General features: G+C 45.0%; 11 protein-coding genes. 5 read left to right on the top strand and 6 right to left on the bottom strand.

All coding sequences use genetic code 11. The features are described from left to right. Positions 1 to 442 precede the first annotated feature (442 nt). From P3T48_RS11465 to P3T48_RS11485, 5 genes are all read left to right on the top strand, one after another. Positions 443 to 1,915: a trypsin-like peptidase domain-containing protein gene (locus P3T48_RS11465; protein ID WP_276506789.1), complete on the top strand. Its 1,473-nt coding sequence runs from the start codon at positions 443 to 445 to the stop codon at positions 1,913 to 1,915. Positions 1,916 to 2,092: 177 nt separating this feature from the next. Continuing rightward, positions 2,093 to 2,956, top strand: a complete 864-nt coding sequence (locus P3T48_RS11470) for a sigma-70 family RNA polymerase sigma factor (protein ID WP_276506790.1) — start codon at positions 2,093 to 2,095, stop codon at positions 2,954 to 2,956. 28 nt (positions 2,957 to 2,984) lie between these two features. Then, positions 2,985 to 3,530, top strand: a complete 546-nt coding sequence (locus tag P3T48_RS11475) for a hypothetical protein (protein ID WP_276506791.1) — start codon at positions 2,985 to 2,987, stop codon at positions 3,528 to 3,530. After that, complete coding sequence (locus tag P3T48_RS11480) at positions 3,520 to 4,410, top strand: hypothetical protein (protein WP_217757370.1); 891 nt, start codon at positions 3,520 to 3,522, stop codon at positions 4,408 to 4,410. The genes P3T48_RS11475 and P3T48_RS11480 overlap by 11 nt, the downstream gene beginning before the upstream one ends. 26 nt (positions 4,411 to 4,436) lie before the next feature. Next, positions 4,437 to 4,922 carry a peptidase S41 gene (locus tag P3T48_RS11485; RefSeq protein ID WP_158463003.1) on the top strand — a complete coding sequence of 162 codons (486 nt, stop codon included), beginning with the start codon at positions 4,437 to 4,439 and terminating at the stop codon, positions 4,920 to 4,922. Positions 4,923 to 5,005: 83 nt separating this feature from the next. On the opposite strand, the gene P3T48_RS11490 is transcribed toward P3T48_RS11485, so the two are convergent. From P3T48_RS11490 to mnmL, 6 genes are all read right to left on the bottom strand, one after another. Further along, positions 5,006 to 5,272 (bottom strand): PqqD family protein, encoded by a 267-nt coding sequence (locus P3T48_RS11490; RefSeq protein WP_022252649.1) that lies wholly within the window; start codon positions 5,270 to 5,272, stop codon positions 5,006 to 5,008. A gap of 13 nt (positions 5,273 to 5,285) precedes the next feature. Next, positions 5,286 to 7,475 (bottom strand): S9 family peptidase, encoded by a 2,190-nt coding sequence (locus tag P3T48_RS11495; protein WP_276506793.1) that lies wholly within the window; start codon positions 7,473 to 7,475, stop codon positions 5,286 to 5,288. A 2-nt stretch (positions 7,476 to 7,477) separates the two neighbouring features. Beyond that, the gene (locus tag P3T48_RS11500; RefSeq protein ID WP_158463004.1) at positions 7,478 to 8,278 is read right to left on the bottom strand and encodes a gliding motility protein GldB-related protein; all 801 of its coding nucleotides are present in this window, start codon (positions 8,276 to 8,278) and stop codon (positions 7,478 to 7,480) included. 168 nt (positions 8,279 to 8,446) lie between these two features. Further along, entirely contained in the window at positions 8,447 to 9,676 is a 1,230-nt protein-coding gene (locus P3T48_RS11505) for a DUF4861 domain-containing protein (protein WP_276506794.1), read from the bottom strand. Positions 9,677 to 9,734: 58 nt separating this feature from the next. Next, positions 9,735 to 10,757 carry a glycosyltransferase family 2 protein gene (locus P3T48_RS11510; protein ID WP_276506795.1) on the bottom strand — a complete coding sequence of 341 codons (1,023 nt, stop codon included), beginning with the start codon at positions 10,755 to 10,757 and terminating at the stop codon, positions 9,735 to 9,737. Between the two features lie 221 nt (positions 10,758 to 10,978). Further along, complete coding sequence (gene mnmL, locus P3T48_RS11515; RefSeq protein WP_022252644.1) at positions 10,979 to 11,875, bottom strand: tRNA modification radical SAM protein MnmL/YtqA; 897 nt, start codon at positions 11,873 to 11,875, stop codon at positions 10,979 to 10,981.

Raw genomic sequence — 11,875 nt, forward strand, 5'->3', positions numbered from 1 at the left:
AAGACATCGGCACATTAAAGAATGGACTAATGCAAACCTCTCTCCAAATTTGGCAGTGAAACGCATCAATACCATAGGTAAAAAATGCGTCGGATTTTAAACGGATTTTGAACACCCTACCTATAAGGATAACAAAAGCCCTCTTATCAGTACACAAAAAGGGCTTTAGCAAGACTGTTTTGTTAATAGTTTTTTGCAATTTACAAAATATTAATTCCATATTTACAACTATGCATATCAAGCAAAGTGTTGAATATTTGTAAATTTAGGCACATTCTTGTTTAAGAGCCGTTAATATGTTAATTTAGAATGTTAAAACGGGATAAAAATACATGTATAATTGACTGTTTCTCGTTTTTTGCACCTATATTTGCAACCGAAATGAAAAGTTGGCAACGCCAACAAAGCAAACATTAAAATTAACAACAAAAAATTATACATTATGAGAAAAGTAAGCAAATATGTTTTGGCTGTGCTCTGCATCAGCTCACTCGCATTCTCAGCAGGCGCATTCATGAAAGTCAATGCAGCCGCACCATCAGTGACTTCGGCCGCTCCTGGTCAACCAGTAGATTTAACCTATGCTGCCGAAAAGGCTCTGCCAGCAGTTGTCCATATCAAATATGTACAGAACTCAAAGGTACAGACAGTAGATGTTCAAAGCAATCCGTTTGGAGATTTCTTCGATCCATTCGGTTTCTTTGGCAACCCTGGCGGTGGACAAGGCGGAACACGCAAACAGAAAGTGCAGACTCCCAAGAGAGAGGCTACAGGCTCTGGTGTCATCATCAGCAGCGATGGATATATCGTCACCAACAACCACGTGGTAGAAGGAGCTGACGAACTGACGGTAACACTCAACGACAACCGCGAATTCTCTGCACGCATCATTGGTACAGACAAAAGTACAGACCTTGCCCTGATAAAAGTCAACGCGAAAGACCTCCCTACTCTTCCTATTGCCAACAGCGACAACGTCAAGGTTGGCGAATGGGTCATTGCAGTAGGCAATCCTTTCGGTCTGAACAACACTGTCACAGCAGGTATCATCTCTGCAAAGGCTCGCTCGTTAGGTGCCAACGGTGTGGAGAGTTTCATACAGACTGATGCCGCCATCAATGCAGGAAACTCAGGCGGTGCACTGGTCAACACACAGGGCGAGCTGGTAGGTATCAACGCCATGCTCTATTCGCAGACAGGTTCATACGCAGGCTATGGTTTCGCCATTCCTACCTCTATAATGAATAAGGTAGTAGACGACCTGAAGAAATATGGCAGTGTACAGCGCGTGATGCTCAGCATTCAGGGAAGCGATGTGCTCAACTACATCAACTCGCAGAAGGAAAATGGCAAAGAAGTTGATTTAGGCACCAATGAAGGTGTATATGTTGCCAAAGTGGATGAGGACGGAAACGGAGCCGACGCAGGCTTGAAGGAAGGTGACATCATAACCAAGGTAGACGGCAAGAAGGTGACCAAGATGGCTGAACTCCAGGAAGCCCTCAACGGCAAACGCCCTGGCGACAAACTCTCTATCACCTACTTACACAACAAGAAGAGCTACACCAAGAGCATCACACTCAAAAATGCTCAAGGCAACACTTCGGTCATCAAGAGTGCCGATCTGGATGTATTGGGTGGAACCTTCCGTCCTGTGACAGAAGCACAAAAGAAAGAACTTGGCATCAAATATGGTCTGGAGGTATTAAAGGTTGGAGCTGGCGCACTCAAGGATGCCGGAATTTCGCGCGGACTTATTATCCAGCGTGTAAATGATACCAACATCACCACGCTCGATGACTTGCAGAAGATAGTAAAGAGTGCATCCACAAGCAAGGAGCCAGTACTCTACATTCAGGGTGTATGGCCTACAGGCAAGAAGTCATACTTCGCCGTGCCTCTTCAGAAAGACTAAGTAAAACAAAGTCAATTATTGAGGGGCAAGAACAAGCCTGAGAAATGATAATAAATAAGTAAAACAGTTCTATAAATAAAAAAATAGCAGATATTTTCTCAAATATCTGCTATTTTTTTTGCACATATCGACAAAAAAGCGTATTTTTGCATCTACGAACAAAAAATAATGCTAACCATGAGACAACTGAAAATATCAAAGTCGATAACCAACAGAGAGAGTGCATCACTTGAAAAATACCTTCAAGAAATTGGGCACCAGGATCTTCTCACAGCAGATGAGGAGGTGGAACTGGCTCAACAAATCAAAAAGGGTGACCGCAAAGCACTTGAGAGATTGACGAAGGCCAACCTTAGATTTGTCGTTTCCGTCGCCAAGCAATATCAGAACAAGGGTCTGAGCTTACCCGACCTCATCAACGAGGGAAACCTCGGCTTGATAAAAGCAGCCGAAAGATATGACGAGACAAGAGGATTTAAGTTTATCTCTTATGCTGTATGGTGGATTAGACAAAGCATTTTGCAGGCCATAGCAGAGCAAAGCCGCATCGTACGCCTCCCGCTCAACCAGGTGGGAAGTGTCAATCGTATCGCCCGCGAACTGAACAAGTTTGAGCAGGAAAACGAGCGCAAGCCCAGTGTGGAAGAAATGGCCGACCGCATAGACCTTCCCGAGGAAAAGATCGCAGAGGCGATGAAGATCAATACGCACCATGTAAGCATGGACGCACCTTTCGCCGACGGCGAGGACAACAGCCTGCTTGACTTCCTGCCCAACACCGACTCACCTTCTACCGACAACGTACTCGATCAGGAATCGCTACGAACAGAGATAGGAAGAGTGCTCGATGTTCTCAACGACAGAGAGCAGAAAGTGATAAAAGCTTTCTTTGGCATCGGCATGCAAGAAATGACCCTCGAGGAAATTGGAGACAAATACAACCTCACCCGCGAAAGAGTAAGACAGATTAAGGAGAAGGCAATTCGCAGGCTGAGATACAACACGAAAAGTAAAACGCTGAAGACCTACTTAGGCCAGTAAGCAATATCCATAACAGAAGAAACAGAAAATGAAACTTAGAAAATCAGTATTTGCAGCCATTGCTGCCACTTTGCTTATCGCTGTCAGCATGCAGGCCAAAGACGAGATGAAGCGAATTTATATCTTTGGATTTGCATCATCGTTCAACGATTCTATCGTATGCTTCACCGATGTGCAGGCAGTAGACTCTGCCTGGCTCAACAGCAAGAACCACTTCCTGGTAAGCAGAGAAGATTACTCTTACCAGTTGCGCGACTATTTAGAGGGAGAAGGTTACAAACACCCCACCTGCATGGTAAGCTACAGCACAAACCTGAAAAAGCTGACCAAGAAATATAACAAAATGCGCAACAGCTATACCGCTCAACCCAAGAAATCCAAAAACAAAAGCGGTATGATAGAGGATGCAGCACCAAAATATCAGGTTAAAATCATCGGTATGGACCGTTTCATATTCTCGGGTATTAAGCCCGACTATGAGATCAACGAAGAGGTGGCTCAGAAGCCAGCCAAGAAGATTAAGGCAAAAGACGCACTGAAACAACAAAAGAAAAAGAAGCGTAATGCAAAATGAGAACTTCTTTAGCATAGCCGAACTCGACATCAAGATCTGCTTTGCCGAGTCACCATTCAACGGCATGCATCTTATCCCATCATTAGAACCCTTCAGAGAGAAAAATCTGAAGGGTGAACTTTTTTTTCAACTCTCGGTTGACGATACCCTGAGCCCCTACCCAAAGGAAAAACGCAAACGCATCAGAGCCTTTGATACAGGAAATGGAAACACCATCGTCGATAAACTCGACAATGGCGGATACCAGTACATCATCAAGGACATACAAGGTGCCAACTGCTGCCTGTTGCTGACCAATAAAGACTTCAGCGACTGCCAATGCGCACTGAACGGTAACTACAACATGCGAAAATTCGGACTCAACAATGCCCTGATGCTCATCTTTGCCTTTGCGGGAAGCAAGATAGAAACACTCTTGCTGCATGCATCACTTGTAAGGCAAAACGGATATGGCTATGCCTTCATTGCCAAGAGCGGAACGGGAAAGAGTACACAGGTGAGCATGTGGCTGCGCTATCTGTCGGGGTGCGACTTGATGAACGACGACAACCCTATCCTACGAATCATAGACGATACACCTTATATATATGGTAGTCCCTGGAGCGGAAAGACACCATGCTATCGCAACGTAAAAGCAAAACTCGGTGCCATCACCCGCATAGACCGCGCACAAAAGAACTATGTGGAAAAGCTATCACCAGCAGAAGCCTTTGCATCCATACTGCCATCTTGTTCTTCTATGAAATGGGATCTGGATATTTTCAACAATATCTGCAATACCATCAGCCATCTTGTTGAGCTGTCGGATATCTACACCTTGCACTGCCTTCCCAATCGCGAGGCTGCCATTGTATGCAACCAAGCCATCAGAAAAGCATAACCCCATTCTGTATAAGATTTTATATGATGAAAGAGACTACATTACAAGTAACGGAAATACAGTTTCCTAATGCGCAACTACTGCCCGAAATCATTAAGTTGCTTAATGAGGGACACACTGTCACCCTGCAGCTCAGGGGCTTTTCCATGCGTCCGTTCCTGGAAGACAAGCGCGACAAAGCCCTGCTTGCCAAACGCGAGATATACAATATCGGTGAGCCTGTATTGGCAGAAATCAGTCCTCGCCACTATGTACTGCATCGCATCATCAAAATTGAGGGCGAGGACGTCACACTGAAGGGCGACGGAAACCTCACAACAGAAAGTTGCAAGATGAAAGACATCAAGGCTATAGCTGTGGGATTCTACAGAAAAAGCCATCAAACACTCGACAGAATTGACGGCAGGAAATGGAGAATCTACTCTGCCATCTGGACTGCCTTGTCGCCTTGCCGAAGGTATTTGCTGGCCTTTTATCGCAAGATATGGATTCCGATTTTCGGAATCATGTAATACAAGTAGTATAAGTGAAAGAGTTGAAAAGAATCTATTTTCTAAACTCCTTCACTTCTTCTTTTATACGTTGAATTTACACCTTATTCTATTATCTCAGCCTGTTTCCATTGGTCTACCAACAGCCGAGCATCACGAGTGGCAGTTTCCTCATCCACCTCGTACATTTCTATCAACAGATCAACCAGGTCTTTCACCTCAAAGTCTTTTCCCTGAATGCTGTTCCACAAGTAAGCAGAACTTTCATTCATGCTGATGATATTGCTGAAATCAATATTCTCCTCGCCTTCTGCCACGAGAATGTTTTCCCCACAAACAGTACGAAGATTGAATCCGTTCTTAGCTTTCATACTCTAATCGTCTTTATTTCATATTGTCGTTAAACCAATTCACAATCTGGCGCAAGAAATGTCTGCGGCTGTTGCCTCCATATATGCCATGATTACGATTGGTATAATATATCTCCTTAAAGTCCTTGTCTGCCTGAACCAAAGCCTCGGCATACTCGAATGTATTCTGTGGATGAACATTATCATCAGCCATGCCATGACACATAAGCAAAGCTCCATGCAAGTTGTCAACACGCTCTATGGGATTGGTCAGATAGCCAGCGGCATTCTCCTGAGGTGTACGCATATAGCGCTCAGTATACACCGTGTCATAATAGCGCCAGTTGGTGGGAGGTGCCACAGAAACACCTGCCTTGAATACAGGACGGCCCTCACTCATACTCATCAGTGTGCAGAATCCACCAAAGCTCCATCCCCAGATACCGATGCGGTTTTTATCTACGAAAGGAAGACCGCCTAAATAAAGAGCTGTCTCTACCTGATCTTTTGCCTCTAAGTCACCCAGTCTGAGATAAGTACATTTCTCAAAGGCTGCTCCTCTGCCTCCAGTGCCACGACCATCTACACAAACGACAATATATCCTTCCTGGGCCAGATAATAGTCGAAGGCTCCTCCATTACCCATACTTCCTGTACTCCATGCATCCTTTACCTGCTGGTTACCCGGACCAGAATACTGGAACTGTATAACGGGATATTTCTTGTTGGCATCAAAGTCTACTGGTTTCACCATCCATCCATCCAGTTTCACTTCCTCGGATGTGGTGAAAGAGAAAGGTTCACGCTTTCCCCAATTATACTGGGCAACCTTGTCGAGCAACTCCTTATTGTCCTCCAACACTCTTACCACCTTTCCACGATTGGTACGCGAGGTGAAGACATAAGGATGACTGTAACTGCTCCAAGTATTGAAGAAATAACGATAATCACCCGAGAATATGGCAGCATTGTTTCCACGTGCATCGGTAAGTCTTTCGGTCGTGCCGTTGGCATGTGCCACATAGACCTGTCTGTCGTGCGGACTCAACATGCTTGACTGGAAATATATATCACCCGTTTTCTCATTCATGCCATATACATCAGTCACCTCATAATCACCCTTTTCTACCTGGCGAATCAACTTCCCCTTAATGTCGTACAGATAAAGATGCATAAAGCCGTCGCGATCACTGGGCAGCAAGATGTACTTATTGCCTACACGAGTCCATTCCACCACTTCTTCCTTCACATACTTGGGCACACTCTCTTTAATCACCAGCTTCGCCTCACCCGTAAAAGGATTGAAAGAATAAAGATTCAGTTCGTCCTGATGTCTGTTCATCGTAAAGGCTATCATACTCTTGGCATCAGGAGCCTGCTTTACGCGAGGAATATAACCGTCCGAAGCCAAAGGTACATTCATGCGTACTGTCTTGCCGGCTTTCACATCATAACTCCAAAGGCTCACCACAGAGTTGTCCTGACCAGCCTTGGGATACTTATAGGAATATTCACCTGGATAATCGGCATACTGTTTCAAGGCAGGCTTCTGACCGCAGAACAACTGCAGGGAGTAAGTCTTCACCTTCGACTCATCATAACGAATCCAGCTGAGTGCAGTTCCGTCAGCATTCCAAGCAAAAGCCTTATTGAAACCAAACTCTTCTTCGTTCACCCAGTCTGGGATACCATTAATGATTTCATTGAACTTGCCGTCGTTTGTAACCTGTACCTCCTTCTTACCATCTGTGATAAAAAGATTGTTCTCTCTTACAAAAGCCACATGGCGGGAGTCTGGTGACCATGTAGCCACCTGCTGGTTCTCTCCATCCGACAACTTGAGCAAAGACTTGCTGGCAATGTCGTAAATGAAATACTCTGCTGTAAAAGAACGGCGATAAATACTCTTACGCTTGGTAAGAATGAGCATTCGCTTTCCGTCAGGACTCAGTTCGTAACCATCTACCGACTCAAAGGGAGCCTTGCATGCTGCGGCATCAAACAAGACTGTCACCTGCTTGCCAGTCTTAAACGAATAACTCACGATTTGACTTCCATCGTTGCTGATAGAAGCATACAGGTCGGTGCCTTCTATCGGATTCACTCCGCTGACATAAGAAGCTGTAAAACATCTCGAAGTAATATCCTCCAAGTCCAACTTCTCAGCTGCCTGTATAGATGACACCATCATAAAGGTTGCTATAAATATAATAAGTTTCTTCATAATCAGTCTTTGTGCAATGCCTTGATAGGCGAATCATCCTTGCACTCCAGCAACTGCCGTACGGTTATCTTTGGATTACGCTTCAGATAACTGCTGATGGTCTTTACATAACTTGTGGTAAAGACTTCCTTGTTCATCGCCTTATTCACCACCCACATGATTTTTCCCATGTGAAGGTCTCGGTCAAGCTGCGAACGATTATCAAAATCATCCATAGGATAAATGCTCAACAGATAGAAGGTAAGGCAATCCGGAACAATATAAGTTCGTGACATGGTAGCCCGTTGCTGGGCTGTATAAAATTTCTTGTATAGCGGATACTCGCTGCCCATATACTTGTCAAGCGAAATTCCTACAGAGTGTTCACCCACCACGATACTCTGGTCGAGCGCTCCTATCTGTGCATAGAAAGAAGGCTGCTGCAACTCTGGCATCCAGGCGTTCAGACGTTCAAACGATTCCTTCAACTGCTGGTTGATATCATCCATATTGGCATACTCAGCCTCAGCATCGGCAATAAGCGCCTGCAGAGTAGAGTCCTGATAGAACATCAGAAACCGATTGCTGATATTGGCATCAGTAATCGTGCCCAACTGAAGCATCTTCTCTATCAACGTACGTGTTTCTATCGGATAATCGGTATTCATCTGCTGCAAGGCAGAGAAATCTCCTGTTGTCAGATAACGACTTTCCAGACGATCATAGCGCTGTACGGAAAGTACAGCAGCCTCTGCTTCCTCATTCGGCTTAAACTTGAGTTCACAAGCCGAACAAAGAAGAAGCGTCACCGCCATGAATGCCATATATTTAAAAATATTTTTCACTTTGTCGCTATCTATTAACATTACGTGTGCAAAAATACTAAAAAATGTGATAAAAACAAAGTGTTTTTACTAATATTTTTAAACAAAAAGAACAATAATGAACAATTTTGGTGTATTTTTGCTCATTATTGCCCTTTTGTGTAGTCATTATCGTATATTATAATACACTTGCACAGGTTCTTCGTTCAGTTTCTTCCAGTCTTTCAACCATCGATACCACTCTTTCTCACCCTTGAAGCCATAGGTCTCATTGGCGCTGGTATAAGCCAGCTTGTAACTCAGTTTGTTGCCTGAAGGACGAACCACCTGTGTGTAGCAGTCTTTATTGGCAGGCATCTCTTTCACCAGCGCAGCCTGCGGCACATAGATACCCAAGCCCACTGTCTCCAGTTTGTGCTTGCCGTCATCCTTGCCCGTTGGCCAGTCACTGCCATAGCAGCCTCTTAAGCCCTTGCCGTCAGTATATTCGCTGGAACCTTTCACATTGATCAATCCTGTGGCAAACTGATAATCCGACACATCTTTGTTAAAGAACACGTCGACATCAAAATCACGATGCCCCGCATAGATGGTATAACGTATGGTGGCATTGACAGGTTTGAGTCCTGGAGCTGGAGTCCAGCCATTGTCTACTACTTCAACAATGGCTCTTACAGGACCTTCCGAGATAACTCTCTGTTCTTGGTACATTACATTGGTCAGCAATACTTGGTTCTCTCCATCCCAGCCACGGAGGGCACCCAAGCCATAGGTATTGCCCACCCACAGGCAGTCATCACCCGAGCCACCCTTCAACTGTTCCTCAGAAGGATAAAACTGCGTATCACGAATCACCAGTCCCTTGTTCACCTTGCCATATAGGTCGATAGTCTGTCGATGGTCGAAGTACACACGCATGGCTACCAATTCGCTTTCAAAACAGACGCCATGGGAGTGGACATAATGGTAAGGATCCTTGGTCTTCTTGTCAAATGAGATACTGCGCATATAGATATCCTGCGCATTTTTAGCCAGTTTTTTATTTCGGCTTGGCAATACCAGTTCGGCAAAGGTACGGGCAGGATAGGCAGTCTGGTCACCTTCCTGCAATAACTGCACGCTGACCTCCTTGGTTTCCTTTTTGTCAAGGTCGACAAGAAAGCATAACTCATCGTTCACACAGTCACGGTCGATGTCATCCAACTGCGAAGGCACCTCCTTGCCGTCTACTGTTACTACAGCCTTTTTGACATCTCCCCACTGACGGATATCAATAACCACAGGCACATCCTTACGTGCCTCTTTTGAAGGATTGGTCACCGTCACATGGACCGGCGCCTGAGCTTGCGCTCCTAAACAAAGAAACGCAGCCAGCAACATGAATAGTTTTTTCTTCATCTTAGATTTTATTTTGTAGTTTGTTTATCGATTTTCGAAAGTTCAAGCCACAGGAATGTCAGAAGCTCAATTTCGAGAAGACTTTTTTCCCCTTGGCATAGTACTGCCACAATATCGAGCCTTCATACACTTGCGGGACAACACCTTCAACCCTACCCGACTGTATTCGCTGGCGGTCTTCATCAAAATCCTTACGCCAGACTTTGAAAGCCCTTCGCGCCTTGAATATAGCTTTGAAGTCGCCCAAGTTTCTTTTCAGAATCAACATCTCGAATGCAGCCAGATAGTCCAGAAACCATCTAATGAACATCACATGCTGCAGATCCCTGTCATCCAGATTCTTGTAAAGCATAGTCAGATTGTTTCTGAAGTTAAGGAATGTCTTCATAGGATTGCTTTTTGGCAACGTACCACCACCGACATGATATACTTCACTCTCTGGTATGCAGTATATCTTGCGCCCCATCAGACGCAGGCGCCAGCACAAATCTATCTCTTCATTGTGTGCGAAGAAACGACCGTCAAGCGCTCCGGCATCCCAATAGTCCTTGGCACGTATCATCATGCAGGCACCTGTAGCCCACAACACTTCCTGCTGGTAATCATACTGTCCGTTGTCCCTCTCCACAGTCTCAAAGATACGCCCCCTGCAGAAAGGATAACCATATTTGTCCAAAAAGCCACCACAGGCACCAGCATATTCAAAGCTGTCCTTATCGTATTCTGCCAACAGTTTAGGCTGACAGGCTGCCACCTGCGGATGACTGTCCATAAACTCGATGAGCGGAGTTAGCCAATGATGTGTCACTTCCACATCGCTGTTCAACAATACATAATACTCAGCCTCTATCTGCTTCAGGGCCTGGTTGTAACCTTCCGCAAAACCAAAGTTCTGCTCCAGAACTATAGTCTTCACCTGTGGATACTGTGTCTCCAACAGATGCATAGAGCCATCGGTGGAACTATTGTCAGCCACCCATACCTCTGCATCCTGTCTGGAATATTCCACAACGCCAGAAAGATATTTTGCCAACATCTTCTGTCCGTTCCAATTCAATATAACGATTGCTACCTTTGCCATATCAACCGACAAAGATACAAATTATTAAGCACAAACAGCTTATCTGTGCCGAATAATTAAGTTTTTATAATGATAAACGTTCGCCTATGCGCACCTTTTCTCGTCATGGCAGAGGAAAAGCAAGCTTTACTCTGCTCATTTGACTTAACGAAAACGTTCGCTTACGCGCACCTTTTCTCGTCATGGCAGAGGGAAAGCAAGCTTTACTCTGCTCATTTGACTTAACGAAAACGTTCCATTTCCTGCTTTAATCTGTTGTTGAGCAAATTGGTAAACTCATAGTTCTTCAGTCCCCACTTGGGAGCAATCAGCAGTTCTGCAGGCGACTGACTCACAAAACGTTCAAGCACCAGATCTTTTCTTAGAAGCTTAATATACCCCACTATGACTTCTATATACTCTTCTACCGTATATACATGGAAAGGATGCTCTGCATACTGTTGAGCAAGACGGGTGCCCTTGATAACCTGCATCTGATGTATTTTCAGTATGTCAAGAGGCAACGAAGATATAATAGGAGCCTGACGCAGACTCTCCTCAGCATCCTCGCCGGGAAGGCCGATAATAATATGTCCTCCTGTCAATATTCCCCGGACATGCGTCTGCTCCACCGCCTTTCTGCTGCAGGCAAAGTCATGACCGCGATTAATTCGTAAGAGAGTTTCATCATTGGCTGTTTCTATGCCATACTCCACCAGTACAAAGGTGCGTTTGTTCAGCTCTGCCAAGTAATCCAGCAACTCCTCGCTCACGCAGTCTGGACGCGTCCCGATGACTATTCCCACTATATCCTCTACCCGAAGTGCTTCCTCATACATTCTGCGAAGCTCTTCTAACGAGGCATAAGTGTTGGTATAAGCTTGGAAGTAAGCCAGATACTTCATATCAGGATATTTCCTGCCAAAGAAGCGCTTGCCTTCTTCCAACTGTTCGGTGATTGTCTTTTTGCGATTGCAGTAGCTTGGGTTGAAAGTCCGGTTGTCACAATAGGTACAACCGCCACTGGATATTTTCCCGTCCCTGTTAGGACAGGAAAACCCAGCGTCTATAGATATCTTTTGCACTCTGAAGGGAAACTGAGTACGTATCCAGGAGCCAAAGTCGTTGTAATAGTTCAT

Origin of the sequence: Segatella intestinalis, assembly GCF_029348455.1 — a bacterium.
GTDB lineage: Bacteria > Bacteroidota > Bacteroidia > Bacteroidales > Bacteroidaceae > Prevotella.

Coding starts and splice junctions, on each gene's coding strand:
- mnmL (WP_022252644.1), bottom strand. CDS start 11,875: ATGAACTATTACAACGACTTTGGCTCCTGGATACGTACTCAGTTTCCC.
- P3T48_RS11495 (WP_276506793.1), bottom strand. CDS start 7,475: ATGAAGAAACTTATTATATTTATAGCAACCTTTATGATGGTGTCATCT.
- P3T48_RS11485 (WP_158463003.1), top strand. CDS start 4,437: ATGAAAGAGACTACATTACAAGTAACGGAAATACAGTTTCCTAATGCG.
- P3T48_RS11465 (WP_276506789.1), top strand. CDS start 443: ATGAGAAAAGTAAGCAAATATGTTTTGGCTGTGCTCTGCATCAGCTCA.
- P3T48_RS11505 (WP_276506794.1), bottom strand. CDS start 9,676: ATGAAGAAAAAACTATTCATGTTGCTGGCTGCGTTTCTTTGTTTAGGA.
- P3T48_RS11475 (WP_276506791.1), top strand. CDS start 2,985: ATGAAACTTAGAAAATCAGTATTTGCAGCCATTGCTGCCACTTTGCTT.
- P3T48_RS11490 (WP_022252649.1), bottom strand. CDS start 5,272: ATGAAAGCTAAGAACGGATTCAATCTTCGTACTGTTTGTGGGGAAAAC.
- P3T48_RS11480 (WP_217757370.1), top strand. CDS start 3,520: ATGCAAAATGAGAACTTCTTTAGCATAGCCGAACTCGACATCAAGATC.
- P3T48_RS11510 (WP_276506795.1), bottom strand. CDS start 10,757: ATGGCAAAGGTAGCAATCGTTATATTGAATTGGAACGGACAGAAGATG.
- P3T48_RS11500 (WP_158463004.1), bottom strand. CDS start 8,278: ATGGCATTCATGGCGGTGACGCTTCTTCTTTGTTCGGCTTGTGAACTC.
- P3T48_RS11470 (WP_276506790.1), top strand. CDS start 2,093: ATGAGACAACTGAAAATATCAAAGTCGATAACCAACAGAGAGAGTGCA.